27 protein-coding genes, 1 tRNA gene and 2 pseudogenes are annotated in these 23,481 nt (G+C 57.8%); 10 read left to right on the top strand and 20 right to left on the bottom strand.

Annotation, left to right across the window (positions count from 1 at the left end; genetic code table 11):
* Positions 1 to 16: 16 nt before the first annotated feature.
* Complete coding sequence (pyk, locus tag H7847_RS21825) at positions 17 to 1,465, bottom strand: pyruvate kinase (RefSeq protein WP_227271609.1); 1,449 nt, start codon at positions 1,463 to 1,465, stop codon at positions 17 to 19.
* A 235-nt stretch (positions 1,466 to 1,700) separates the two neighbouring features.
* Between pyk and H7847_RS21820 the strand changes: the two genes are divergently transcribed.
* Both H7847_RS21820 and H7847_RS21815 read left to right on the top strand, forming a co-directional pair.
* On the top strand, positions 1,701 to 2,012 hold the full coding sequence (locus H7847_RS21820) for a DUF1244 domain-containing protein (protein ID WP_227271608.1): 312 nt from the start codon (positions 1,701 to 1,703) through the stop codon (positions 2,010 to 2,012).
* A 190-nt stretch (positions 2,013 to 2,202) separates the two neighbouring features.
* Entirely contained in the window at positions 2,203 to 3,015 is an 813-nt protein-coding gene (locus H7847_RS21815; RefSeq protein WP_227271607.1) for a M8 family metallopeptidase, read from the top strand.
* Here the strand turns inward: H7847_RS21815 and H7847_RS21810 are convergent.
* Genes H7847_RS21810 through dgcN form a run of 3 tightly spaced genes read right to left on the bottom strand, consistent with a single transcriptional unit; the run spans position 2,999 to position 5,875 of the window.
* Positions 2,999 to 3,859: a D-amino-acid transaminase gene (locus H7847_RS21810; RefSeq protein WP_227271606.1), complete on the bottom strand. Its 861-nt coding sequence runs from the start codon at positions 3,857 to 3,859 to the stop codon at positions 2,999 to 3,001. The two genes, H7847_RS21815 and H7847_RS21810, sit on opposite strands and share 17 nt — an antisense overlap.
* Positions 3,860 to 3,863: 4 nt before the next feature.
* Positions 3,864 to 4,829, bottom strand: coding sequence for an N-acetyl-D-Glu racemase DgcA (gene dgcA / locus H7847_RS21805; RefSeq protein ID WP_227271605.1), 966 nt, complete (start codon positions 4,827 to 4,829; stop codon positions 3,864 to 3,866).
* Positions 4,830 to 4,873: 44 nt separating this feature from the next.
* Positions 4,874 to 5,875, bottom strand: a complete 1,002-nt coding sequence (dgcN, locus tag H7847_RS21800) for an N-acetyltransferase DgcN (protein WP_227271604.1) — start codon at positions 5,873 to 5,875, stop codon at positions 4,874 to 4,876.
* Positions 5,876 to 6,137: 262 nt separating this feature from the next.
* Between dgcN and H7847_RS21795 the strand changes: the two genes are divergently transcribed.
* Together H7847_RS21795 and H7847_RS21790 are read left to right on the top strand one after the other, a co-directional pair.
* Positions 6,138 to 7,091 (top strand): L-malyl-CoA/beta-methylmalyl-CoA lyase, encoded by a 954-nt coding sequence (locus H7847_RS21795; protein ID WP_227271603.1) that lies wholly within the window; start codon positions 6,138 to 6,140, stop codon positions 7,089 to 7,091.
* A gap of 69 nt (positions 7,092 to 7,160) precedes the next feature.
* Positions 7,161 to 7,631, top strand: a complete 471-nt coding sequence (locus tag H7847_RS21790; RefSeq protein ID WP_406676031.1) for a DUF302 domain-containing protein — start codon at positions 7,161 to 7,163, stop codon at positions 7,629 to 7,631.
* A gap of 104 nt (positions 7,632 to 7,735) precedes the next feature.
* Here H7847_RS21790 and H7847_RS21785 read toward each other — a convergent pair whose 3' ends face one another.
* Together H7847_RS21785 and H7847_RS21780 are read right to left on the bottom strand one after the other, a co-directional pair.
* The gene (locus H7847_RS21785; RefSeq protein ID WP_227271602.1) at positions 7,736 to 8,356 is read right to left on the bottom strand and encodes a methyltransferase family protein; all 621 of its coding nucleotides are present in this window, start codon (positions 8,354 to 8,356) and stop codon (positions 7,736 to 7,738) included.
* A gap of 153 nt (positions 8,357 to 8,509) precedes the next feature.
* Positions 8,510 to 8,962, bottom strand: coding sequence for an Lrp/AsnC family transcriptional regulator (locus tag H7847_RS21780; protein WP_227271601.1), 453 nt, complete (start codon positions 8,960 to 8,962; stop codon positions 8,510 to 8,512).
* A gap of 74 nt (positions 8,963 to 9,036) precedes the next feature.
* On the opposite strand from H7847_RS21780, the gene H7847_RS21775 reads away from it, so the two are divergent.
* Positions 9,037 to 9,633, top strand: coding sequence for a LysE family translocator (locus H7847_RS21775; protein ID WP_227271600.1), 597 nt, complete (start codon positions 9,037 to 9,039; stop codon positions 9,631 to 9,633).
* Positions 9,634 to 9,691: 58 nt separating this feature from the next.
* A complete protein-coding gene (locus H7847_RS21770) occupies positions 9,692 to 10,654 on the top strand; it encodes an acetyl-CoA carboxylase carboxyltransferase subunit alpha (protein ID WP_227271599.1) in 963 nt (320 codons plus the stop codon).
* Between the two features lie 8 nt (positions 10,655 to 10,662).
* On the opposite strand, the gene H7847_RS21765 is transcribed toward H7847_RS21770, so the two are convergent.
* Both H7847_RS21765 and H7847_RS21760 read right to left on the bottom strand, forming a co-directional pair.
* Positions 10,663 to 11,313, bottom strand: a complete 651-nt coding sequence (locus H7847_RS21765; protein WP_227271598.1) for a GntR family transcriptional regulator — start codon at positions 11,311 to 11,313, stop codon at positions 10,663 to 10,665.
* A 48-nt stretch (positions 11,314 to 11,361) separates the two neighbouring features.
* Complete coding sequence (locus H7847_RS21760; RefSeq protein WP_227271597.1) at positions 11,362 to 12,054, bottom strand: M48 family metallopeptidase; 693 nt, start codon at positions 12,052 to 12,054, stop codon at positions 11,362 to 11,364.
* Positions 12,055 to 12,186: 132 nt separating this feature from the next.
* Here H7847_RS21760 and H7847_RS21755 point away from each other — a divergent pair, with 132 nt between their 5' ends.
* From H7847_RS21755 to H7847_RS27265, 3 genes and pseudogenes are all read left to right on the top strand, one after another.
* Positions 12,187 to 12,513: a TIGR02300 family protein gene (locus tag H7847_RS21755; protein ID WP_227271596.1), complete on the top strand. Its 327-nt coding sequence runs from the start codon at positions 12,187 to 12,189 to the stop codon at positions 12,511 to 12,513.
* A gap of 117 nt (positions 12,514 to 12,630) precedes the next feature.
* Positions 12,631 to 12,706 (top strand) — tRNA-Ala (locus H7847_RS21750).
* A gap of 548 nt (positions 12,707 to 13,254) precedes the next feature.
* Positions 13,255 to 13,428: pseudogene (locus H7847_RS27265) on the top strand (AAA family ATPase); the annotation flags it as partial.
* A 5-nt stretch (positions 13,429 to 13,433) separates the two neighbouring features.
* On the opposite strand, the pseudogene H7847_RS21740 reads toward H7847_RS27265, so the two are convergent.
* From H7847_RS21740 to H7847_RS21705, 8 genes and pseudogenes are all read right to left on the bottom strand, one after another.
* Positions 13,434 to 13,733, bottom strand: a pseudogene (locus H7847_RS21740) (integrase core domain-containing protein); the annotation flags it as partial.
* Positions 13,734 to 13,869: 136 nt separating this feature from the next.
* Positions 13,870 to 14,469: a hypothetical protein gene (locus H7847_RS21735; RefSeq protein ID WP_227271595.1), complete on the bottom strand. Its 600-nt coding sequence runs from the start codon at positions 14,467 to 14,469 to the stop codon at positions 13,870 to 13,872.
* A gap of 152 nt (positions 14,470 to 14,621) precedes the next feature.
* Complete coding sequence (locus H7847_RS21730) at positions 14,622 to 15,227, bottom strand: hypothetical protein (RefSeq protein WP_227271594.1); 606 nt, start codon at positions 15,225 to 15,227, stop codon at positions 14,622 to 14,624.
* A gap of 202 nt (positions 15,228 to 15,429) precedes the next feature.
* Positions 15,430 to 15,726 carry a hypothetical protein gene (locus tag H7847_RS21725; RefSeq protein WP_227271593.1) on the bottom strand — a complete coding sequence of 99 codons (297 nt, stop codon included), beginning with the start codon at positions 15,724 to 15,726 and terminating at the stop codon, positions 15,430 to 15,432.
* Positions 15,723 to 15,986: a hypothetical protein gene (locus H7847_RS21720; RefSeq protein WP_227271592.1), complete on the bottom strand. Its 264-nt coding sequence runs from the start codon at positions 15,984 to 15,986 to the stop codon at positions 15,723 to 15,725. The genes H7847_RS21725 and H7847_RS21720 overlap by 4 nt, the downstream gene beginning before the upstream one ends.
* A gap of 311 nt (positions 15,987 to 16,297) precedes the next feature.
* Positions 16,298 to 17,800, bottom strand: a complete 1,503-nt coding sequence (locus tag H7847_RS21715; RefSeq protein WP_227271591.1) for a tripartite tricarboxylate transporter permease — start codon at positions 17,798 to 17,800, stop codon at positions 16,298 to 16,300.
* 9 nt (positions 17,801 to 17,809) lie between these two features.
* Entirely contained in the window at positions 17,810 to 18,268 is a 459-nt protein-coding gene (locus H7847_RS21710) for a tripartite tricarboxylate transporter TctB family protein (RefSeq protein ID WP_227271590.1), read from the bottom strand.
* A 59-nt stretch (positions 18,269 to 18,327) separates the two neighbouring features.
* Positions 18,328 to 19,281 (bottom strand): tripartite tricarboxylate transporter substrate binding protein, encoded by a 954-nt coding sequence (locus H7847_RS21705; RefSeq protein WP_227271589.1) that lies wholly within the window; start codon positions 19,279 to 19,281, stop codon positions 18,328 to 18,330.
* A 732-nt stretch (positions 19,282 to 20,013) separates the two neighbouring features.
* Here H7847_RS21705 and H7847_RS21700 point away from each other — a divergent pair.
* Positions 20,014 to 20,400 carry a hypothetical protein gene (locus H7847_RS21700; RefSeq protein WP_227271588.1) on the top strand — a complete coding sequence of 129 codons (387 nt, stop codon included), beginning with the start codon at positions 20,014 to 20,016 and terminating at the stop codon, positions 20,398 to 20,400.
* Between the two features lie 34 nt (positions 20,401 to 20,434).
* Here H7847_RS21700 and H7847_RS21695 read toward each other — a convergent pair whose 3' ends face one another.
* The 4 genes from H7847_RS21695 to H7847_RS21680 form a co-directional block, all read right to left on the bottom strand.
* Positions 20,435 to 21,631 carry a PQQ-dependent sugar dehydrogenase gene (locus tag H7847_RS21695; protein WP_227271587.1) on the bottom strand — a complete coding sequence of 399 codons (1,197 nt, stop codon included), beginning with the start codon at positions 21,629 to 21,631 and terminating at the stop codon, positions 20,435 to 20,437.
* Positions 21,632 to 21,894: 263 nt separating this feature from the next.
* Positions 21,895 to 22,269 carry a c-type cytochrome gene (locus H7847_RS21690; protein WP_227271586.1) on the bottom strand — a complete coding sequence of 125 codons (375 nt, stop codon included), beginning with the start codon at positions 22,267 to 22,269 and terminating at the stop codon, positions 21,895 to 21,897.
* A 103-nt stretch (positions 22,270 to 22,372) separates the two neighbouring features.
* On the bottom strand, positions 22,373 to 22,927 hold the full coding sequence (locus H7847_RS21685) for a hypothetical protein (RefSeq protein ID WP_227271585.1): 555 nt from the start codon (positions 22,925 to 22,927) through the stop codon (positions 22,373 to 22,375).
* A 268-nt stretch (positions 22,928 to 23,195) separates the two neighbouring features.
* A partial coding sequence (locus H7847_RS21680; protein ID WP_227271584.1) for a hypothetical protein occupies positions 23,196 to 23,481 on the bottom strand: 286 nt, incomplete at its 5' end.

Here is a 23,481-nt window from a genome sequence, read left to right as displayed (position 1 = left end):
AGCCCTGCTCTTCGGATCACTCGGGGTCCGTGCTAAAGATCAGACGTTCGTCACAGGGTGCCACACGCAGGATATTGGTGGAGCCCGGCACGTTGAACGGCACACCGGCCGTCACGACGATCATATCGTCCTTTTCCGCATAGCCTTGCCGCAAGGCCGCGCGGGCAGAGTTCACGACGGCCTGTTTGAACCGCTTCAGCTCATCCACCATGACGCAATTGGTCCCCCAGGAAAGCGTCAGACGCCGCGCGGTCCGCACCCGTGATGTCATCACAAGGATCGGCACACGCGGGCGCTCGCGGGCGGTCAGCAGGGCTGTGGTACCGCTCTGGCTGAAACAGCAAATGGCCTTGATATCCGTGGTCTCGGCAATCTCGCGCGCCGCTGACACGATGCCATCTGCGATTGAGGCCCCCTTGGTCTCGCGCGAGGATTCGATGATCTGGGTATAGGTCGGGTCCTGCTCTACCTCGATGGCCACGTTGTTCATCGTCGTGACCGCCTCAACCGGATACGCACCCGCCGCCGACTCCGCTGAAAGCATCACCGCATCCGCCCCTTCATAAATCGCAGTGGCGACATCAGAGACCTCTGCCCGGGTGGGCATCGGGCTTTCGATCATGCTTTCCATCATCTGCGTGGCAACGATCACGGGCTTGCCAGCCTTGCGGCACTTGCGAACAAGACGTTTCTGGATCGGCGGCACATTCTGCACGGGGAGCTCAACGCCCAGGTCGCCGCGCGCGACCATGATGCCATCGCTTTCCTCCAGGATTTCGTCAAAATTGTTCACCCCGGCAGGCTTTTCGATCTTGGACAGGATCGCCGCGCGACCGTTGGCCAGATCAGAGGCTTCGATCACATCGGCGGCACGCTGCACAAAGCTGAGTGCCAACCAGTCGACACCGAGCTCGCAAACAAACTCCAGATCTTTGCGATCTTTGTCTGAGAGCGCTGCCAGCGGCAGCACCACATCGGGCACATTCACGCCCTTGCGGTTCGAAATCACACCGCCCGCGATGACTGTGCAATTGGCATGGCTTTCGCTGCAGTCTTCGACCTTCAGACGGATCTTGCCGTCGTTCACGAGCAGCGCGGCACCGGGCTCCAGCGCTTCGAAAATCTCGGGATGGGGCAGGTTCACGCGGGTGGCGTCACCGGGGACATCGTCAAGGTCCATCCGAAAGGCGGCCCCCTCCTCCAGCATCTCGCCCTCCTCATTGGCAAAGACACCAACGCGCAGCTTGGGGCCCTGCAAATCGGCGAGAATGCAAATGCTGCCGCCGGTGTCCTGCTCGATCTGGCGGATGATCCCGTGGCGTTCGCGGATCTCCTCATGGCTGCCATGGCTCATGTTCAGACGAAAAACGTCCGCGCCCGCCTCGTGCAAAGTCCGGATCATATCGTAGTCACTTGACGCTGGGCCCAAGGTGGCCACGATCTTCACATTACGATGGCGTCTCATTCTCGGTATGCCCTCTTTCGTCTTGGTCTGCACGTGTTATCGCTAACGGCTCGTGCGCAGTTATGATCCAACCTGAACCGCAGAGCAACAGCCCAGACCATACCCTCCGCATATTAACCGCTTGATGACACACGCAGTGCGGGTCCGGCAACGTCTTTGCCCGATTGGCAGGCGGTTGACACAAGGCAGCGCAGCCCCAATCTGTCTTACCAAGCACATAAAAGGAACCATACCAATGCCCACGCAAACAGAGATTGAACTGCAGGCCGCCGCGTTTCGTCGGTTGCAAAAGCACCTGATGGAAGACCGCACCGACGTGCAGAACATCGACATGATGAACCTTGCAGGTTTTTGCCGCAACTGCCTGAGCCGCTGGTATCAGGAAGCGGCATCCGAAAAAGGCATCGACATCAGCAAGGAAGAAGCGCGCGAGATTTTCTACGGCATGAGCATGGACAGATGGAAATCCGAATTCCAGACGGAAGCGAGCAGCGCGCAGCAAGACGCTTTCAAGGTTGCTTTCGAGGAGAACGTCGGCAAGACCTGATCTGAACGCTTTGGAGGTCATCAGGTCGGGTTGCTCGGATACTGGGCATCGCGGCCGACAAACTAAGGGGTTTTCGGCAGATAGGCGCCGCAGCTTTGCCCGGAAAGCGGAGCCTCGCCTGCCTGCCCGCTGCTTTGTTGACAGCATGACATCGTGTTCGCACGGTATCCTCCTAATCGGAGGTTTCCATATGCACGCCATCAAATCCTTTTTCGTATCCGCAGTTTTTCTCTTTCCATTTCAGGTACTTGCGTCTGCGGTCGATATTCGTTTCGAAACGCTGCAACCTGCGACGGACAGTCAGGCGCTTTTGTTGTCTGAAGCCGAAGCCTTTTGGGAGAATACCCTGCCCGGCTATCAACCCGGTATCGATATCGACCAGGTGACCATCAGTGTCGGTGCCTTCGACATTGACGGGCCAAGCGGTCGCCTCGCCCAGGCTGGTCCGAGGGACCTCGTTGAGGCCTCAGGATTCACGCTGCCCACCGCTGGGGTTGTCGATTTTGATACCGCCGATCTGGATCGCCTGGAAGCAGAAGGGTCGCTCTTTGGTTTGCTGCTGCATGAGGTGGCCCATGTGCTGGGGTTTGGCACGCTTTGGACGGAAAACGATGTCTACACCGATGGGAGCGGGCAATATACGGGTCGAGGCGCCCTTGAGGCCTACCGGGCGGAGTTTGACCCGCTGGCAACCTTCGTGCCTGCAGAGCTGGATGGCGCGCGGGGCACCCGGGATGCACATTGGGACGAAAACTGGGCCGGCGGACCGCAAGAGCTGATGACCGGTTTCCTCGACAGCCCGCTTTTCCTCAGCGAGACCACAATCGCGTCCTTTCGGGACCTTGGGTATGAAACACGCGCTTCGGTGGTGCCGGTTCCGCTGCCTGCGGGTCTGGGAGTGACGCTCACAGCGCTCGGGATGCTGGGGCTTGTCGGCAGCAGGCGCCGGCGGCAGCGCCCATGCCAAGTGGCCGTTCAGGCCGCTCTCAGATCGCCGCTTTGAGGCTTTCTTCGAGATAGATTTCGCGCAGACGCGGGGCCACACGTCCTGGCACGCCCTCACCAACGGCAACCCCGTCGATCTCCACCACCGGCATAACAAAGGTGCTGGCGGAGGTGATGAAAGCCTCATCCGCCTTCTTGGCTTCCTCGATGGTAAAGTTGCGCTCTTCCACCTCCATCTGCGCCTCTTGCGCAAACCGCAGCACCGCCGCCCGCGTGATCCCGTGCAGGATGTCGTTGCTCAGCGCACGCGTGACGATCTTGTTGCCCTTGACGATATAGGCGTTGTTCGAGGTGCCCTCGGTCACGTAGCCGTCCTCGATCATCCAGGCATCGTCCGCGCCTGCCTTCTTGGCCATCATCTTGCCCATCGACGGATAGAGCAGCTGCACCGTCTTGATATCCCGACGGCCCCAGCGGATGTCTTCGATGCTGATGACCTTCATGCCCTTTTGGGCCGCGGGGCTGTTGGCCAGGCCGGGTTTATCCTGCGTAAAAAGGACAATCGTGGGCGCTGTCGTCTCCGGATCGGGAAAGACGAAATCACGATCCCCCGGCGCACCGCGCGTGACCTGCAGATAGATCATCCCTTCATCAATTCCGTTGAGACGCACCAGCTCGCGGTGTACCTCCAGCAGCGCCTCCTTGGAGATCGGGTTGCGCATCTCCAGCGCGTCCAGTGAGCGTTGCAGCCGCACCGCGTGGCCTTCGAAATCAACCAGCTTGCCCCCCAGCACCGAGGTCACCTCGTAGACGCCATCCGCCATCAGGAACCCGCGATCAAAGATGGAGACATTGGCCTCATTCTCCGGCATATACTCGCCATTCAGATAAACCGTCCGCATCGTGCTACCCCCAGAGTGCCTGTTCGGGCGGGTGAACGCCCCTTTCGTCGAATTTCAGCGGCGTCTCGCGATCTTCGGCCAGCAAAAGTGGCCCATCAAGGTCAACAACCGATGCCCCTTGCGCCAACAGCGTCGCCGGCGCCATGGCGAGGCTTGATCCTACCATGCAGCCGACCATCACATCATAGCCAAGGGCTATCCCCTCGCTACGCAAGGCAAGCGCCTCGGTCAAGCCACCGGTCTTGTCGAGCTTGATATTGATGACGTCGTATTTGCCTTTGAGCGATGGCAGGCTTTGCCGGTCATGGCAGCTTTCATCCGCACAGACGGGCACCGGCCGCGCCATCCCAATGAGCGCTTCATCCTGACCCGCAGGCAGCGGCTGCTCGACCAGTTCCACGCCCAGCCGCACCAGATGCGGCGCCAGATCGGCATAGACTTCCGCCGACCAGCCTTCATTGGCATCGACGATGATCCGCGCCGCCGGGGCGCCCGCCCGCACGGCCTCCAGCCGGGCCATGTCGTCCGGTGTGCCCAGCTTGATCTTCAACAAGGGCCGGTGGGCGTGGTGCTGCGCCTGGCTGCGCATCTTTTCGGGGGTGTCCAGTGAGAGCGTATAGGCTGTGATCTCGGGGCCGGGGGCGGCCAGCCCGGCAAGCTCCCAGACCGGTTTTCCGGTGCGCTTGGCCTCAAGGTCCCAGAGCGCGCAATCCACCGCATTGCGCGCCGCCCCCGCGGGCAACAGATCGTAAAGAGCCGCGCGCGAAATCCCGGGCGGCAGCCCTTCGATCTGCGCGGTCACGCTGTCCAGCGTTTCGTCATAGCGGGCGTAGGGCACGCATTCGCCCCATCCCTTGGCGGTGTCGTCGCTCAGTCGCACGGTCAGAACCTGCGCCTCGGTACGAGAGCCGCGACTGATGGTAAATACCTGCGCGAGGCGGAACACATCGCGCGAAACAACTATTTGCATGGCCGGTCCCTCGTGAACGCTACGCGATGATACCAGATCATCCCTTACAAGGCTTCCAGCGCATCTGCCAGCCGCTCCGCCCCGTGACGGAAGGGATCGACCGTCGGCAGGCCAAGACGCGCTTCAACCTCTTCGCAATAGGCCGTGGCTTCGGCTTCGCCCAGATGCTGGGTGTTGATCGATACGCCCACCACTTTGCAGGCCGGGTTGGCAACCTTGGCCAACTGCAGGGTGATATCGCGCACCGATTCGATGCTTGGCACCGCATAATCGGGAAGGCCGCGCATATGCTTGCGCGTCGGCTCATGGCACAGGATCAGCGCGTCAGGCTGCCCGCCATGGATCAGCGCCAGTGTGACACCGGAGTAGGACACGTGAAAGATACTGCCCTGCCCTTCGATAACGTCCCAGTGGTCGTCTTCGTTATCCGGCGTCAGATACTCAACCGATCCTGCCATGAAATCCGCGATCACCGCATCAAGCGGCACGCCGGAGCCGGTGATCAGAATGCCGGTCTGACCGGTGGCGCGAAACGTGCTTTTCATGCCCCGTTCCCGCATCGCCGCATCAAGCGCCAGTGCGGTGTACATCTTGCCCGCGGAACAATCGGTCCCGACCGCCAGCACCCGCTTGCCCGTGCGTTTGACGCCGGTTGCAATCGGATAGGCATCCGTGGGCACACGCACGTCATGCAAGGTACACCCATGCACCTGCGCTGCCGCCAGCAGCTCGCCCTCATCCCGCAACAGGTTGTGCAACCCGCTGGCAAGGTCAAAGCCCGCCTCGATCGCCTGCACCAGAACCGCGCGCCATTGCTTGCTGATGTATCCGCCACGGTTGGCAACGCCGATGACGACCGTCTTGGCCCCTGCCGCTTTGGCTTCTTCAAAGCTCATGTCCTTCAGACCGACATCTGCCTTGCAGCCCTCCATCCGGTACTGTCCCACGGCATTCTCCGGCCGCCAGTCCTTGATCCCCTGCGCCACTTTCGCAGAGAGCTGATCAGGCGCGTCGCCCAGGAACAAAAGATATGGCGTCTCGATCATCTGTAGCTCTCCTGTGGTATGCTGCCGGTGCACTCTTGCCGAAATTTGCCGCAAAGACCTCTCAATTTCGAGCACCCTGATAGAAACCATGCAAATATCTTCTGCCCAGGCACCAGTTCGCAGGAAAATTGTGCGTTGAAAAGATCAATATCTCTGTCACTGGTAGCAATGCTGCATCTGCGAAATAGGCTTGCAGGCATTTGCGCAATTTAATACCAGCTTGGCAACGCATGTCGTAATAATATTACCCAAGAGGATCTCCATGAGCTTTCGCATCCAGCCCACAGCCCCCGCACGCCCCAATCGCTGCCAGCTCTTTGGGCCCGGATCGCGCCCGGCGATCTTTGAAAAGATGGCAGCCTCGGCCGCGGATGTCATCAACCTCGACCTCGAAGACAGCGTGGCCCCCAGTGACAAGGACAGCGCGCGGGCGAATATCATTACAGCGATCTCGGATATCGACTGGGGCAGTAAAACCCTATCGGTGCGCATCAACGGGCTGGATACGCCCTATTGGTACAAGGATGTCGTTGATCTGCTGGAACAGGCAGGCGACCGTCTCGATCAGATCATGATCCCCAAAGTGGGATGTGCAGGTGACATCTATGCCGTGGACGCGCTGGTCACCGCGATCGAAACGGCCAAGGGGCGCGCCAAAAAGATCACCTTCGAGGTGATCATCGAATCCGCAGCGGGCATCGCCCACGTCGAGGAAATTGCCGCCTCTCCCCGTATGGCAGCGATGAGCCTCGGTGCGGCGGATTTTGCCGCCTCCATGGGCATGCAGACCACCGGCATCGGTGGCACGCAGGAGAATTACTACATGCTGCGGGAAGGACAGAAATACTGGTCCGACCCTTGGCACTGGGCGCAGACCGCCATCGTCGCAGCCTGCCGGACCCATGGCGTTTTGCCGGTGGACGGGCCGTTTGGGGATTTCTCCGATGATGAGGGTTTTCGCGCGCAGGCGCGACGTTCCACCACGCTGGGGATGGTGGGCAAATGGGCCATCCACCCCAAGCAGGTTGCCATCGCCAACGAAGTCTTTACACCCTCTGACGAGGCCGTGGCCGAGGCCCGCGAAATCCTCGCCGCGATGGAAGAGGCCAAGGCCAAGGGCGAGGGGGCGACCGTTTACAAGGGCCGTCTGGTTGATATCGCCTCGATCAAACAGGCAGAAGTCATCGTGCGGCAATCAGAGATGATTGCCGGTTAACGCATCCTTGACCTGGCATTGCGACGCTGCCGCGGCCAAGCTGTATCGGACCACAAAAGGACAACACACTTGCGCTTTCCCTCTCTCGCCTTTGCCTTCGTTTTGAGCATCAGCGCCGCCGCGGCGCAAGATATGGCCCCCCGCACGGGATGGGCTGTCATTCCGACCGACAAGCCCCACGAGGTGTTGCTGGCCGATCTGAAAACAGCCGTAGCGGCCAATAAGATGGGTGTCGTGACGCAGGCCGGCCCCACGTCAACCGCCCGCAATCGTGGTATTGAGATCCCGGAAAACAGAGTGGTCGGTGTGTTCAACAACGACTTCGCTGTAAAGGTGCTGGCCACCTCGACCGCCGCAATGATTGAGGCGCCAATTCGCTTTTATGTCACGGAAAATCAGGACCAAACGGCAACACTGTCCTACAAAACACCCAGCCACGTCTTTGCGCCGTACTTCCAGGAGGGTGGCGATGCGCTGAAAGATCTGGCGGGTCAACTGGACGATGTGTTTGCGCGCATCGCTGCCCAGGCGACAGATTAATCTCAGCCCTTGCTCAGGGTGCAGGTTGAGCTGGCACATACCACTGGAAACCCCGCGTTGGGCCGGCGGTCGCACCCTGCACCGATCTGCAAGTACCTCCCGATCTAAGAGGCGCGCTCAAGCCTGCCGGTTGCACCCCGGCGCGACGGTTTCAGCGGACGCAGAACACGCGGTATCAGCCCGTTTTCTGCAATCCAGGCAGCGTACTGCCGGTAGTCCGGATCCGCCATCAAGTGCTTTTCCTCGGTCTTTGCCCGCATGAAGTAGACCACATTCACCAAAGCCAGCAATGCGCAATTCCGAACTGCATCGACTGGATCCTCCGAGGTTGTCAGGAACGGCATGGCCGCGAACCACCAATAGATGTTCTTTGACAGATACGCAGGATGTTTAAAGTAACGGTAGGGGCCCACCGTGATGATCCCGCGGTTGGTCAGGTTCGAAAAACGGATGCCAAAAATGACTGTTGCGGCAGCATAGAGTGCCGTCAGGACCGACATGGCAATGCCCCAGATCACCAAAAGAACCGGCATGTCAGCGAGCCAGACGCTCCAGCTTTGGCCGTCAATATAGCAATTCAGCGGACCGTTTCCCGAAACGACGATGAAAGGCGGATAGCAGATCAAAGCAAAGACCCAGGCTGACAGATAAGGGTTGGCAGATCGGATATGGCTGTCGAGCGGGCGGAATGTCATGACATAGCCAAACGTTCCAAAAACAGACATCGACGCAGGGCTGCCCAGAAGTAAAGCGGTGCGACGGGTCCTTCTCCGGAGCGTCGCCGCTTTGTTCCAACCGCGGCTAGATCGTGAACTTTAGAACCGCACGATTTCCAGGCCAGGGCCTCCAAACTGCGGGAGGTAAGATTGTCAAGCGGTTCACGCCCGCTCGTCCTTGGGCGATCCCATAACCACATAAGATGTGATCGAACTTACCTGCGGCATCGCCCCCAGGGTGTCTGTGTGAAAAGACTTGTAAGCAGGCAGATCAGCGCATTCGACCCTGAGCAGATATTCGATGGTGCCGGTAATGTTGTGACACTCTCGCACCTCCGGGGCGCGAGAGATTGAGCGCTCAAACGCTTCCTGACTGGCTTTGGAATGGTCGCGCAGACCGACGCCAATATAGGCGACAAAGCCGCTGCCAAGTGCGGCGCGATCCAGCACCGCCCGGTACCCCTTTATAAGCCCGCTGCGCTCCATCTCTTGCACCCGGCGCAAACAGGCCGACGCAGACAGACCGACGCGATCCGCAAGCTCGATGTTGCTGATCCGCCCATTGGCTGTCAGTTCACGCAATATATGCTCTGACTTTTGGTCAATCTTGGACATATATTGCGAATATATCTGGCATAAGAACTGACTTTGCAACCTCATGCCGTGAAATACAAGGCATTTATTGCGCCATGACCTATGACGCCCTAACTGCCCTTGCGGTATTTGCCTTTGTCAGCTCGGCCACGCCAGGCCCAAACAACCTGATGCTGATGGCCTCTGGCGCGAACTTCGGCTTCACCCGGTCTGTGCCGCATATGCTGGGGATCTCCTTGGGGTTTGCGCTGATGATCCTTCTGGTGGGGACCGGTCTGGTACGCCTGTTTGACGCCTGGCCGCCGAGCTATACCGTGCTCAAGGTCCTGTCCGTGGCTTATATGTCGTGGCTGGCTTGGAAAATCGCGCAGGCGGCTCCGGCAAAAGAACAGGCGGCAACCGGCATACCGATGACCTTTCTGCAGGCGGCCGCCTTTCAGTGGGTCAACCCCAAGGCCTGGGCGATGGCGCTGACGGCGCTCTCGGTCTATGCTACCGACGCAACACTTCTGGCGTTTGGCAGTGTGGCTGTTGTCTTTGGCCTTGTGAACCTGCCTGCCATCACCATGTGGACCGTTCTGGGCCAGCAGATAGCGCGATTGCTGACCAGCCCCCTGCGCTTGCGCGTTTTCAACTGGAGCATGGCCAGCCTGCTGATGGCGTCTCTCATCCCCGTCCTGTGGCCTGCGTGATCCCGTTGCATTGCCCCGCGATGCCCGCCATATAGAAACCAGTCAAGCGGAGTGCCTTATGACGCAATACATGGATTTCGAAAAACCCCTCGCGGAGATTGAGGGCAAGGCGGAAGAGCTGCGCGCTCTGGCACGAACCAATGAAGAGATGGATGTGACCGAGGAGGCCTCCGCCCTCGACACCAAGGCCCGCGCGATCCTCGAAGAGCTCTACAAATCCCTGAGCCCCTGGCGCAAATGCCAGGTCGCCCGTCACCCCGAACGCCCCCACTGCAAAGACTATATCGATGCGCTGTTTACCGAATACACGCCCCTTGCAGGCGACCGGAACTTTGCCGATGACCATGCGGTCATGGGCGGGTTGGCGCGGATCAAGGATACGCCGGTCATGGTCATCGGTCACGAAAAGGGCCACGACACGAAATCCCGCATTGAGCGCAATTTTGGCATGGCCCGCCCCGAGGGCTACCGCAAGGCGATCCGTCTGATGGATATCGCCCACCGCTTCGGGCTGCCTGTTGTCACGCTGGTTGACACCCCGGGCGCCTATCCCGGCAAAGGCGCGGAAGAGCGCGGACAATCCGAAGCTATCGCACGCGCGACCGAAAAATGCCTGCAAATCGGGGTGCCGCTGGTGTCCGTTGTGATTGGCGAGGGAGGTTCGGGCGGGGCCGTGGCCTTTGCCACCGCCAACCGGGTCGCGATGCTTGAACATTCGGTCTATTCAGTGATCAGCCCCGAAGGATGTGCGTCAATCCTCTGGAAGGATGCGGAAAAGATGCGCGAGGCCGCCGAAGCCCTGCGGCTGACTGCGCAGGACCTCAAAAAGCTCGGCGTGATCGACCGGATCATTCCCGAACCTCTGGGCGGGGCTCACCGCGATGCGGAGACGTCAATTGCGGCGGTGGGACGCGCCATCAACGACATGCTGTCGGAGTTGAGCAGCAAGGACCCCGACGCGCTGATTGCAGACCGCCGCACCAAGTTTCTCAACCTCGGATCGCAGGGTCTCGCAGCCTGAGTGGGCAGTCAGCTTGCCAGCATCCGCAACCCCTGCGTCACGTCAGAGCGCACCGCCAGCCGCAGACCGGGTTCGTCCCCCGCCCGCAGCGCGGCAATGATGAGCCGGTGGTACTGCGGCGGCTCCTTGCGCCGCAGCCTGCCATAAAGCGCCCGCATGGTTGGGCCCATTTGCAGCCAGACCGTCTCTGCCATGGCAAGCATCGCCGGGGCCTGTGCGCGCAGGTAAAGCGTGCGGTGAAACTCCAGATTGGTGCGGATGTAGCTGACCGCATCACGATGCGCGACCGCCTCGGCCACGGTGGAGTTGATGGTTTGCAGCCGCTCGATCAGCGCCATATGCGCCCGCGGCAAAGCCCGGCTGGCCAGTTCCACCTCGATCAACGCACGCAGAGCTGCCAATTCCTCGATCCGCTCGTTGCTGAGTTCCGGCGTTGATATGCGCCCCGAGGACGACAGGGTCAGCGCCCCCTCGGCCACCAGACGACGCACGGCTTCCCGCGCCGGCGTCATGGAGACGCCATAGGATTTTCCAATGCCGCGCAGCGTGAGCGCTTCGCCCGGCGGAATGGCCCCCTGCATGATGCGGGACCGCAACGCGCGATAAACGCGGTCATGCGCCGGCGGCGTCACATCGGGGGGACGTTGGTTCAAGATCATTTAGCAAGTGTGATCACATAATGCGCCGCGTCAACCCATCCCCACGGCTCAGGTCCCGAAGCGGTAACGATGCAAAGCGTTTCCCTCCCGGCGTAACCACGCACGGGAAGCGGTGTAGTCACCGTAGAGACGTTCCACCTCGGCCCAGAAGGCCGGCGAGTGGTTCATCTGCGCCAGATGCGCCACCTCATGGGCCACGACATAGTCCAGCACCTCCGGCGGCGCGAGGATGAGACGCCAGGAATACATCAACCGTCCCTGCGCGGTGCACGACCCCCAGCGTGACCGGGTGTCGCGCAAGGTGATGGCATGATAGGGCTTGCCCAGTTTCGCCGCATAGTGATCCGACGCCTCGGCCAGCCGGGCGCGCGCCACGGTCTTCAGATGCGCCCCCAAGCGTTTGCCCAAGCGGTCAGCTGCCCCCGGCACGCAGACCTGGCCAGGTTCAAAAACCACACGCCGCCCTGCCCGCTGAACCACCCGGTGCATCTTTCCACCAATCGGGATCGTCACGCCTACAACAACCTCGACATCTTCTGAGCGCGCTGCAAGATGCTTGCGAATCCAGGCCTCTTTCTCCCGCGCAAAGGCGAGCGCCTCGCGCTCAGGGACGCGTTTTGGCAACGTCAGCGTCACCCGCCCATCAAGCTGCGAAATTCGCAAAGAGATTCGCTTGGCGCGCCCTGAACGGCGCAACACCAAGGGGATCGGTGGATCACCGGGCAGGTGCGGATCGGTCATATGGTCCCTCCTGATGCGCTATTCGCAGGATGTGATGGCAGCCCGAGCGCGGCAGCCCTTTACAGACACCGCCTCATATGGCACTTGGCCTGAATCATCTACACCTGAACAGCAAATTCGAAGGGGGTTTTCATGCCCAAGGAAGAATGGGGAACGAAGCGCCTCTGCCCAACCACTGGCAAACGTTTCTATGATCTGAACGCAAACCCGATTGTGAGCCCCTACACCGGCGAAACAGTCGAAGTTGACCTGTCGAAATCGCGCATGATTGCCGCCGATGCCGAAGACGCGGCCTCTGCCAAGGCCAAGGCCAAAACGGACGAGGAAGACACGGTTCTCGAGGATGAGGACGTCGATGTCGATCTGGGTGATGATATCCTCGATGATGACGACGATGATGATGATAACGTCCCGCTCGAAGAGATTGCGGATGTCGCAGCAAACGACGACGACAGCTAATTCTATCTTGGGGCACGAGCGGTTCGATTTTCCTCTTGATCCCGCCCGGCGCTGCCGCTATCCAGCGGCGCATTGGATCTGATGATCCAACCCGTGCCGGTCCCGACCGGCACTCATGGGGCCTTAGCTCAGCTGGGAGAGCGCCTGCATGGCATGCAGGAGGTCAGCGGTTCGATCCCGCTAGGCTCCACCATACCGCACTTCGATGCGGAAAAGCTCCCTAACACATTGAAAGGTAAGGTCGTTTTCGCGGTTCGAAGACCTGTTTTTCGGCAGCAGGTAACGGGCTCTGCAAATACCATACACAGCACCGTGCGGCGCAAGCCGAGATGACAAATTTCCCATATTTTCCAATGTTTTGCGAGAAATCTTAGCGCGTGTTCGAACGTGTCCTCGAAGGAGGTCGCTGGAACACTCGCAGTTTTGAGACGATCCTCAGCCAGACGCTTGTCATGCTGGAGACGCTGAATGCGCGCCTCGTATGCCGAGACAATGCTAGATTGGTCAGCCTCTAACCATGCGCGGTTTCGATTCCGCCATCTTGTCGAAGATGGATAGCTCTCCGATGCGAATGCGTAGAAACTCACGTCACTGGTGTATACATCTTCAACAGCTTTCACTTGCTGCAACTAATACCATACAATATATTGAAGGCTGCCGAGGTGGCAACGCAACATATTGAAAAGGTACCGTTCGTTGAGTTGGGGGGCATAACGAGCATCAAGTTTCAAAAATTACAAGAGGCTACGAAACTTCTCGGTACGTGCTCAACGAGATAATATTTTTGTTGGCCCCAACAACTCTGGAAAATCCTCCATTCTCGACGCCCTTCGACTCTTGGAAGCCGGTTTCCGCTACACAGTGAACAAAAGGCCTATCCTACTCGATTCCGCGGAAGTGACCTGTCCACTTTGAGTCCTCTATTTTACGCTAGCTCTGTTCAGGTTTTGGCCCTCTTTTAACCGATTAACATATTCTGCTGGTGTCATGCCAGCGAGGCTGGAATGAGGGCGGTGGTGGTTGAAGTCGTCGCGCCATGCCGCCACTAAATTGCGGGCATGGCGCAGGCTGTCGAACAGGTGTTCGTTCAGGCATTCGTCGCGCATTCGGCCATTGAAGCTTTCGACCAGACCGTTCTGCATGGGCTTGCCCGGCGCGATGTAATGCCAACCGACTTTGCGATCTTCCTGCCATTTTAGCATCGCGTTGCTGGTTCCTTCAGGATGCCAATGATCTTGTTTCCATGGGCTTACGCGGCCCCACTGGGGCCACGGTCCCATTCCAACTCACTGAAGGCTTCTCTTCATCGTCTGTCTCCTCAGTTGGAGAACAGGCTAACCTCAAATCGAGAACTTTTCAGGGGAGCAGGTCAATCTTTTTGATCTTGGCAAGCTTTAATCCAAGCTTCCCGTAGTCCATGACTACAAAGATGCCGTAGTTGGTTCGGGAAGCATCCTTGTATATCTCAAGCTGCTTCTCGTAGCCGTGCACCACAGTGCCAGTCGAACGCTTCATCTCGACGAGTACCCGCGCGTTGTAACCTTTGGAGAATTTGAAATCGATGGGGCCGCCGCCCATGTTCGCCTCGGGTGAAACATCGACATTGTTTGCCATGCAAAAGCAGTCTGCTAGCGCACAGTAAATGAGCTGAGCAGCACATTCCTTCTTCGGCTCATTACCGACCCAAAGTTCTTCCAAAAGATTTCCCTTCTCAACGTGATGCTGGAACATAGCCACGGTAGCTAGAACAAAGTCCCGCAATGCTTCTGGTCCGCCGTCGATGTCGTAGTCTTTGCCGGTCTTAAGCGCAGTTGTATCACCCGACAGAATCGCCTTGATCTTGTAGTAGCCAAGAGCATCTAGCGATGGATCATAGCTTGCCGTATGCTCTTTAGCGGCCTCTAAGAAATTCTCAAAGGTATCGGACGACTCTAGCGCGGCGCGCTTCAGCGCCAACTTGCGATCACTGACCGTGGGTTGGTGATCCCACTCAGCGTTGCGTTAACGCGGTCCCTGATCTTCTGGTTTTCTTAGGCGGCCTTTTCGATATCGGACCAATCGTTCGCAACAGGAATATCGCGCATAATATCACGCGGAACCAACATGATCTATTTGTCCTTGCCGTTCGGAGTAGTGTATTTCGGCAACTCGATGCCGTTGCCATCGGGTACTTTATGAACCGTTACCCTATGAGCTTTGCAGAAATCTATGGTAATCCGCACCAGTTGCGGTGTGATTACCCGTGTCGTGAAATCGCTGATAATATTAGGGCCTACTTCTTCCTCAAAGAAGCCCGTCAGCGAGATCATTTCCGGGTCCGTTGTCCCCAGATCGATGATCGCTCGAGCGGTACGCATCATCGCGGCGCGTATGCGGTCAGGTCTTGAACTGCCAGACGTACCGCTGCCACCATATCCAAGTCCGTTCTCCGGGGGTTCCTGTAGATCAAGAAGTTTCCATGCCGCTTTCCAGGCCGGATCATTTTCTCGTTTGCAGATACTTAGCAGACGCACAAAATCTGAGAAGTGTTTACAAAATGCAGCGATGCCATCTTTCGCAATGACCTTTTTTGAGGATTTTTCCAACAAGACCGGATTGATAAAAAGCTGCGTATCGACAGTAAGGAACGGATCGATCAGCCCAGCACCATCCAGCGCCTTTGGGTCGATTGCAAATTGCTTAGAAAACAAGACCGGATTCGCGATGCGTGCCATGAAAAATCCTCTAACTATCAAAGAAGTAGAGCACAAAAACGGCTTAGTTGCGAAGGGGCGGGTTTCTCAAAGACTAGTCGCCTGGTATTAGAATTGTAGACCGCCTGAAGTCAGCTCGTGCTCGATGATAGTGGTCGAAGCCATCGAATTGTACCTGTCCTCCGTGGCGCGTCAGCCAGCCTTTACGGGCTGACGTTTTTTTTCATTTTTTGGGGCTTGCAGCCCCCTGGCGTTCAAGACCAAGCCTTACGCCTTCGTCTCCAGACGCACAGGCGGGTGAGACCTTTTCCGTCTCAGGCGGACTGATGCTCAGCGAGAACAAATATTGTCGGCATTTCGTCCCTTTGGAGACCGCATCGGCTTCCTGGAAAGCACCGCGCAGGCTCTCAGCCGTGAAGCCGCGAAGCTCATGCACTGCCACATGGTCATTGTCGTGGTCGTTCATCAGGTGAGCAGCCAGCTTGAGGCCGTTGCCGCGTTGGTTACCTACCATGATCATGAGCGCTCCTCGCTTTCATAGCCAATCGCCTTCATCAGTTCCATACGGATTGCCAGCACCGCTGCGCAGGTGGCAATCAGTTCGTCTTCGGCATCGAGCGACAGGGGCAGCGCACCCTTGTTTGCTGCTTTGGCAAGCTGATTGAGATTGTTCGCTAGACGAAGATTGTTTGTCGAGGTCGAAGACCCTGTGAAAGCCACGGGGGCAACAAAAGAGCTTGGCTCGTTCCTTTCAATAAATGCGCGCGGGCGGAAACCCAAGTATGCTGACGAGGGCCTGTTCGTGGTTAACTCAAAGCACGTGCGCACCAACCGGGTCATTCTGTCAGGAAACCGAACAGCGACCGAGTTGTCATCAAGAATGGCGACGTCCTAGTCAACGGAACCGGCGAAGGCACCATTGGTCGCGCCGCGCCCTATATTCACCGCCAACGAGCTTTGCCCGATAACCATGTCACCGTATTGCGCACGGCTGCCGTAGCCTGCCTTTCCGCCAAGACCGTTGATGCCGCAGTGCAGCTTTCGTTAAGCAGGCAAGGCCAAATGGCTCGTTTCTGCCTCATACAACAATACTACACCTTGCTCTCACGCGACTGACGGGCCGCCAATTGATGCCGGATCAGCGGGAACAGCAGTGCTACCACCGCTATCATGCCAAGAACCAGCGCAATGGGATGGCCCACGAAAAATGCCGCAAAGCTACCGTCAGTCAGGATCAGACCCTGTCGCAATGTTATTTCCAAGGTCGGCCCCAACACCATGCCGATCACAAGCGGTGCCATGGGGAAACCTTGGCGGCGCAGAATAAATCCAATCACACCGGCAGCCCCCATCACCAATAGATCAAACGGGTTGCCGCGCACGAAATACACGCCAACCGCGCACAACAGGACGATGGCAGTCATCATATAGGCCTCTCTTACGCGCAAGATCGGAGCGGCGACACGCGACAAGATGAGACCCAGCGGCAACAACAGAAGGTTAATCACGAAAAATCCTGTGAAAATCGCAGCGATCAGGGTGGGGTTGTCTTCCACCAGTTTTGGCCCCGGTGTGATACCATGCAAGGTCAGCGTGGCCAGCATAACGGCCGTGATGGCATCGCCCGGAATGCCCAAGGCCATTGTGGGGACCAACGCGCCCCCGGTGACGGCGTTATTGGCAGCCTCCGACGATACGATACCGTCGGGTTCACCTGTGCCATAGTGGCTGCCGTTCGGCGATGACCGCCTGCCTTCCGCGTAGGAAATAAAGGCCGCCGTCGCCGCGCCGGTACCGGGCAAAACCCCGATGAGATTGCCAATCAGGACGGACTTTCCAAGGTTCTTGAGCCGTCCTTTCCACATCGCGAATTTCGGCAGGACGATGCCCTTGAAGTCAATCAGCTCGGACGTCTGCGACAGCGTCACACTTGCCCTCATCAACACTTCGGACAAGGCAAAAACGCCGATGACAACTGCCAGCAGGTTGAACCCTGCGAAAAGCTGCCATTGCCCAAAGGTAAACCGCATCTCTCCGATGATGGGGTCACCCCCTACAGTGGACAAAAAGATGCCGATCATCCCGGCCAGCAATCCCTTGATCACGGACCCGGTGGACACCGACACGATGCATGTCATCCCCAGCAGGATCAGAGCGAAGGTTTCAATCGGGCCGAACTCCAGCGCGAAAGCGGCCAGTTGTGGCGCGGCAAAGATCAGGACAACAGCCGAAACAAGACCCCCCGCGACGGACGCAATGGTCGCCCATCCCAAGGCCAAACCAGCCTCCCCCCGCTGCGCCATTGGATAGCCATCCAGACAGGTGGCTGCGGATTGCGGTGTTCCGGGTGTATTGATCAGGATCGCCGCAATCGATCCGCCATAGACCGAACCCGCATAGACGGCCAGCAACAAGAGTATGGCAGGTGCTTGGCCCATCGTGAGCGTGAACGGCAACACCATTGCGACAGCGACCGTCGACCCAATACCCGGCATCGCCCCCAGCACGATCCCAAGAACAGTGCCCATGACAAGAACCAACAAACCCTCGACCGTGAGTAGGATCGCAATAGCATCGGGCAGCGAAGACAACATAAGCGGGTCCTAAAACAGGTGCGTAAAGCGTGACACCGGCAGCGGCATGCTCAGCAAATAATTGAAAAACAGCACAAGCGCGCCGGGTACGGTAATCGCGTATAAACCGACGGCCACCGGATTGCGGATCCCGAAAATCGGCAGGCTGATCGCGGCAAAGGCGACGGATGGCAGGAAAAACCCCTCGCGTCCGATCAGGTTGGTGTAAATCACCGCCGCCACCAACAACAGACCCAGTCGCAACCAACTTGCCACCGGTGCCGCATCTGACTGCGTGCGGATGGCCTGCACCAATGCGATCAACGCCAACCCCATCCAAAGTGTCAGAACAATGCGCGGAAAAAAGACCGGCGATTGTGCGGTATCCACACTGGAGTAATTCTGACCGAAGGTTGCGGCGTAGAGCCCTCCGCCAACAAGAAACAGGGCCAGCAGGACCATCACCCGCTCATTAAGAATGCGTGTCATGCTATGATAAGTGGCATGGGGCGCAGGCCACTCTGGCACCGCCCCTTAGGCCTATCCCATTAAAGACCGGCGGCTTCGATCAGCGCGCCGTTCGCTTCGTATTGCTGACGGAAGAACGCATCGAACTCTTCTGCACCACGGAATTTTATGACCGTACCGGAATTCGCGGCAAACTCCTGAAACCCTTCGGAGGCCACGGCCGTCTCACAGGCCGCTTCAAGCTTTGCCGTGACAGCCGGTTCCAGACCTGCTGGCGCAAACAACCCTCCCCAAAGATAGAGTTCGTTCAGCGGGGCTGCAATGCCGGCCTCTGTCGCTGTCGGCACGTCCGGATATGTCTCAAGACGTTCTGAATTGAACACCATCAGCGGACGAAAATCGCCACGGCTCATCAGAATTTCGGTATCCCCAAAGAACTGAATTGTGCCGGATGTCAGTTCTTTCACCGCAGGACCGGACCCCTGAAATGGCAGATGCTTGAGCTTGTCCATGATGCCAAGACCGGCAAAAGCGGCCACGGTCGTCAAATGTGTCATAGCCCCCGGACCAGAGGACCCATAGACGAGCTCGCCCGGGTTGGCGTTTGCCGCCTCTACGACATCCGCAGCGGTCATGTAGGGCGTATCGGCATTGGTAAACAACAGGGTCGGTGATGCGGCAACGGAACAAATTGGCGTCCAGCTGTCGACATCATATGGCACATTCTTGATCTGTGGCTGAATCGTCGAAACCGTGATCGAAAAATAGCCCAGCTGATAGCCGTCAGGTCTCTGGCCTTGCAAGGCAGAGGCCGCAACGGTGCCCGATCCGCCAGCCATGTTTGATACGAAGGCGTCCCCCCCAATGGCTTCAGCGAAATGCGGGGCAAAACCGCGCAACAACAGATCTGTGCCACCACCGGCGTTAAAGGGCGCGATCAGGTTGATCGGGCGCTCTGGAAACCCTTCTTCTGCACCTGCTGAGGTTGCAATAATTGCACTGGCTACGATGCCTGAAAACGCCTTGACAGTCATATCTTATCCTCCCCTGTGAAAGCGCCAATGCCCCCACTGTTTCGCTTCTTAAGCGATAAGGATAGCGTGCTTTGGAGAAATGCAACATAGACAAGGTTTTGCAGCACCACTGATACTGGTTTTCTATGGATGGCAATGAATAACTCTGACGCGTTCACACCCGGCGGCCTGCTCAATGGCGGGCGGCGCATCCCCTGCTGTCGTGGTAAGATAGCTTTTCGACGCATTCAAGACATGGGAGCGGGCAAAACCTGGGGATGAGCAAGGTGGCGGCAAGCTTGTACGACATGAGGGTGCGACGACATCGGGAACCCACGCATGAAGAACGGCGATCGGTGAGATTGGCACCAAAGGAAGCGCCCCAGATCGCTGTCACAAGAACCGTTATCCCCGATCAGCGATTTACGATCTCACGATTGGCAGTCTGATCTCCCAAGTGTGGCCAACGCACGCTCATCAGCCGCTTGCTCGCCGCTTTCTGGGTTTCAGTACAACACTGTGACGGTCGCCGTCCAAGTCGGCGCGCGCAAACGGCCCTCTGCGGAGGGTCGTTACGCCTCCAGGGCGTTGCTGCCTTAGCGTCCTGATACCTATATTTGTTAGAGGTCCCAGCGCTTTGACAGCAATAGTGTCCGCTGCAAGGGGCCCACCGGCCGTCAGGCCTTGGCTTCAGGTTCTTGCCGAAGGATTGACATGTTGCCATGTTATCAAGTGAATCCCGGGAGCGAAACGATGCGTATCGTACGACCTCTTGCATTGACCTTGATTGCGGTTTTTCCGGACGCAAGTGCCGCCGACATGGACGCGGCGACTGATCGCGCCAAATCGAAAGACTTTAACGCAATCGGCGAGGTCCTCTGCGCGCAGGACGTTGGGCAGTCGCTTGGGACGTGCAGCGCTGCAGTCGCACGTGTTGGTGGATGCGCCGCAGTCGTTGTGACATTCACAAACGGCTTCGCACGAACGCTACAGTTCTCGGACGGGGAGTTCTTGCGCGGCAACGCGACCATGTCGGGCGCGGGGACCGACACGGAATGGCGGCTGTCCCACGGCCTCTACCACGTTAGGGTGGATGACCAGCGCTTCGAAATTCCCGCGGCACTGGTCATCGGAGACTAACCTGCGCGACGCCGCCGCGTGCTCACCCTCACAATCAGCCGCCGGGGGTAAGCTTGTAGATCGTGCCTTCGTCGATGGACGTGTAAAGGCTGCCATCAGGACCCATAACCACCGAACGGAAACGCCCCGTATCCATGGGAAGTGTCATCTCTGTCACGTCTTCGACATCCGTATTGTCATCATTGAACTGGATCACATCAATCCGCTGGCCAATCGGCGTTCCGCCGAAACCGATGCCCATAATCCCGACAACCATCGCACCGTCCCAATCCCCCCAAGCTTCGCCGTCCAGAAACGCGGCCGATGAGATGCCCTGCGACCAGCCGTTGTTGTTCCAGATCGGCGGCATGGCGTCCGGATAGGTGTCGAAATCGGTCATCGGCATAAAGGCCGCCCGCTCGTAGCGATTCATGCCATCTTCCTGGTTCGGACTGTAACCGCAATAGTCATCCGGGCAGTCACCGCGCCCGGCCATGTTCGGGCGCGGGTCCCAGCCTGCGTTGCCGCCATTCTGAAGGATCGTGATTTCATCGGAGTGCCAGGGTCCGTGTTCCGCAGTGATCGCCGCCCCCGTCTCGGGGTGAAAGGCAATCCCCTGCACGTTGCGATGGCCGTAGGTGTAGGTTCTGGTGTCGAAACCTTCCGGCGGGCTGTTTTCGGTGATCGCGTTACCGTCAGTGTCGATCCGAAGCACTTTTGAGCCCATCATCGTCGGGCTCTGCGGGACCTCGCCATTGTGTGTATCACCCGTGGTCAGGAACAGATGGCCGTTCGCGTCAAAACGCACGCGCCCCCCGTTATGGGCACCTGGGCCGCCGAAGGGATGGTCTGATGCGGCCATCTTATAGGGTACGTCATCGACGATATCCACCCGATCAGAAACTGCGCTGAAATCCTCACTCAGCGTAAAACGCATCAGCCGGTTGGTGTGCGGATCCGACAGATTGGATGTCGCATAAACATAGATGCGGCGGTTGTTCCCAAAGTCCGGATCAAAGGCGACACCCATCATGCCCGCCTGACCCTCACAAAACAAATCCGAGCCGTTCGACGCATAGCCCTCGACATCACCAACACCGTAAAGCGCATTGACCGTGCCGTCTGGCAAGCGCACGGACAGACCTGAGCATTTCTCGGTGAACAGCATTGTGCCATCCTCCAGAAAAGCCATGTCCCACGGATTGTCCAAACCGTCGAGCACAACCTCATGCTGCAGGCTGGTGGTATTCATTCCATTTTGTGCGAAAGCCGGCGATGACAAGACAGCCGTACCAGCAAGTAGTGCAGCCGCAAGCGGCAGCGCCGAAAAAGACGTGACGTGACCCATGTTTTCCTCCCATTAGTCGATTCAAAGTCCGACCGGGAAGGCCTCACGGCTCATTCTCCATCCCGGCTGACCAAGGCATTAACCATAGTTCTCGCTTTATCGACCGGTCAACGAATTTCTCGTTTTGTTAGAATCTCTTGCTGCGGCGGGGCTTTAAGATTGTCGTGTCAGTCGAAGGCCGTGGCCACGTAGACAGAGATATTGGCGATATCCTCGTCGGACAGCTTTTTTGCATGGCTGATCATGAGAATGGAATTCGGACCGATCTTTTCTCCAGACCTGTATATTCTTAGTTTCTCTGCAATGTATTCCGGCGTCTTGTCGGAAAGCTTTGGGTAGCTGGCCACACCCTGGGCTTGGTTGCCGTGGCAGGCCCGGCACGATTTGTGAAAGATATTCTCAGCCGCTTCCAGATCCACTTCTTGTGCAATTGCTGCCGTTTCGGGTTTTTCGTTTGCCTTGGCGTCAGCTGCAAGACTGTCCGCCCGCGCGGCAAAACTGCATATGATTATAAATGCAACCAGAGAATAGACTTTCGACATCGGCGCAGGTTCCTTTGCTCGGGCGGCCACCGTCTTTCTAAACGGTCTTGGCGGCAAGTCCAATGCCCTGAAATGTTCAGATATCAAGTCGGGTTGATCGTAATCACGAGGTCACGCGGTACAAGGCTGCGATTGGCATCCTGCGGCTCGTTGCAATCTTATGCTGCGACAGTCTCGACGCCGTGCAATTGGCACTCGAGGCCACTCTCAGAGGCTGCAGGGCGTCAACCGCATACCTTGTTGCCTGCCAGAGTGCGGTCTCAGCGAGCTCCCGAATGTCGTAATGTTCACGAACCACAGGGAGATAGTGGCACAGGGTATTCAGTTGCTTCTGTGGCCCGTCACGTAATTCGATGAATGGCGAAACAGTATCCCAGCCCAGTTCCAGCGTGGGCTGGAAATCGTGGTTGCCAGTGATCAGGTGCTTGCGCGCTCCGGGTAGTTGGTTGAAGACCTCGTTCAGAAACGGGACATCCTTTGCCTTTCGACCAAAGGCGAAGTCGCCGATGATCCACAGATCGTCATCTGGTCCCACACGGTCCGCAAGGTTCTTGAGCATGGTGGCATCCATGTCGTCGGTATTGGCGAAAGGCCTATTGCAGAACGTGATAATATTTTCATGCCCAAAGTGGGTATCCGCCGTATACCAATGCGCCATTCTGTTCGTGTACAACTCTGAGTACCCAAGCCCCTTCGGGCTAGGAAAGAAATTGCGTTCCAGCAAGCTAAAATGGACGATGGCAGTTTTCAGGGTCAAAATGGCAAGACTATGGGGGCATCCACAGTTATGTAGATTGCCCCATAGTATTGCCATTTCACTTTTGTAAGCCTTTGAATTCATTCAACCCAGATTTCGGCATTGTATATGGTTTTGCCATTCATGACCCCATAAAACTGCCATTCAAGCGCAAAATCCGAAATTTTGGTCAATTCCCTGTTCTGATCGGGTGTCCCTGCTCTTGAAGCGTACCAATTGCCTGCAGCATGGTTTCAAGTTCCGTTCTGACCACATCGAGGCTGGCAAACACATGCGCCTCGCTGCGTCCCGCAAGAGAGAGCACCGCCAAAAATACGGCATCAGAGTTTCTCATCAGCTCGATCAGATGTTCGGCTGTCGGACCATATGAACCGGATATCCAGTTCTTGGCCGTTCGTTCACTTGCGCCGGTCCACCGCATTGTTGCTTTTGCCGCCTGCCCCGCACCGCCGAGT

This window comes from Roseobacter weihaiensis (genome assembly GCF_020622345.1).
In the GTDB taxonomy this organism is placed as follows: domain Bacteria; phylum Pseudomonadota; class Alphaproteobacteria; order Rhodobacterales; family Rhodobacteraceae; genus Roseobacter; species Roseobacter weihaiensis.
Note: the sequence above shows the minus strand (reverse complement) of the source record. Positions and strands in the feature narration are given on the sequence as shown.

Bases quoted from the DNA above. Each gene is read 5' to 3' on its own strand.
- pyk (WP_227271609.1), bottom strand. From the start codon at position 1,465: ATGAGACGCCATCGTAATGTGAAGATCGTGGCCACCTTGGGCCCAGCG.
- H7847_RS21820 (WP_227271608.1), top strand. From the start codon at position 1,701: ATGCCCACGCAAACAGAGATTGAACTGCAGGCCGCCGCGTTTCGTCGG.
- H7847_RS21815 (WP_227271607.1), top strand. From the start codon at position 2,203: ATGCACGCCATCAAATCCTTTTTCGTATCCGCAGTTTTTCTCTTTCCA.
- H7847_RS21810 (WP_227271606.1), bottom strand. From the start codon at position 3,859: ATGCGGACGGTTTATCTGAATGGCGAGTATATGCCGGAGAATGAGGCC.
- dgcA (WP_227271605.1), bottom strand. From the start codon at position 4,829: ATGCAAATAGTTGTTTCGCGCGATGTGTTCCGCCTCGCGCAGGTATTT.
- dgcN (WP_227271604.1), bottom strand. From the start codon at position 5,875: ATGATCGAGACGCCATATCTTTTGTTCCTGGGCGACGCGCCTGATCAG.
- H7847_RS21795 (WP_227271603.1), top strand. From the start codon at position 6,138: ATGAGCTTTCGCATCCAGCCCACAGCCCCCGCACGCCCCAATCGCTGC.
- H7847_RS21785 (WP_227271602.1), bottom strand. From the start codon at position 8,356: ATGTCTGTTTTTGGAACGTTTGGCTATGTCATGACATTCCGCCCGCTC.
- H7847_RS21780 (WP_227271601.1), bottom strand. From the start codon at position 8,962: ATGTCCAAGATTGACCAAAAGTCAGAGCATATATTGCGTGAACTGACA.
- H7847_RS21775 (WP_227271600.1), top strand. From the start codon at position 9,037: ATGACCTATGACGCCCTAACTGCCCTTGCGGTATTTGCCTTTGTCAGC.
- H7847_RS21770 (WP_227271599.1), top strand. From the start codon at position 9,692: ATGACGCAATACATGGATTTCGAAAAACCCCTCGCGGAGATTGAGGGC.
- H7847_RS21765 (WP_227271598.1), bottom strand. From the start codon at position 11,313: ATGATCTTGAACCAACGTCCCCCCGATGTGACGCCGCCGGCGCATGAC.
- H7847_RS21760 (WP_227271597.1), bottom strand. From the start codon at position 12,054: ATGACCGATCCGCACCTGCCCGGTGATCCACCGATCCCCTTGGTGTTG.
- H7847_RS21755 (WP_227271596.1), top strand. From the start codon at position 12,187: ATGCCCAAGGAAGAATGGGGAACGAAGCGCCTCTGCCCAACCACTGGC.
- H7847_RS21730 (WP_227271594.1), bottom strand. From the start codon at position 15,227: ATGGCACGCATCGCGAATCCGGTCTTGTTTTCTAAGCAATTTGCAATC.
- H7847_RS21725 (WP_227271593.1), bottom strand. From the start codon at position 15,726: ATGATCATGGTAGGTAACCAACGCGGCAACGGCCTCAAGCTGGCTGCT.
- H7847_RS21715 (WP_227271591.1), bottom strand. From the start codon at position 17,800: ATGTTGTCTTCGCTGCCCGATGCTATTGCGATCCTACTCACGGTCGAG.
- H7847_RS21710 (WP_227271590.1), bottom strand. From the start codon at position 18,268: ATGACACGCATTCTTAATGAGCGGGTGATGGTCCTGCTGGCCCTGTTT.
- H7847_RS21705 (WP_227271589.1), bottom strand. From the start codon at position 19,281: ATGACTGTCAAGGCGTTTTCAGGCATCGTAGCCAGTGCAATTATTGCA.
- H7847_RS21700 (WP_227271588.1), top strand. From the start codon at position 20,014: ATGCGTATCGTACGACCTCTTGCATTGACCTTGATTGCGGTTTTTCCG.
- H7847_RS21695 (WP_227271587.1), bottom strand. From the start codon at position 21,631: ATGAATACCACCAGCCTGCAGCATGAGGTTGTGCTCGACGGTTTGGAC.
- H7847_RS21690 (WP_227271586.1), bottom strand. From the start codon at position 22,269: ATGTCGAAAGTCTATTCTCTGGTTGCATTTATAATCATATGCAGTTTT.
- H7847_RS21685 (WP_227271585.1), bottom strand. From the start codon at position 22,927: ATGGCGCATTGGTATACGGCGGATACCCACTTTGGGCATGAAAATATT.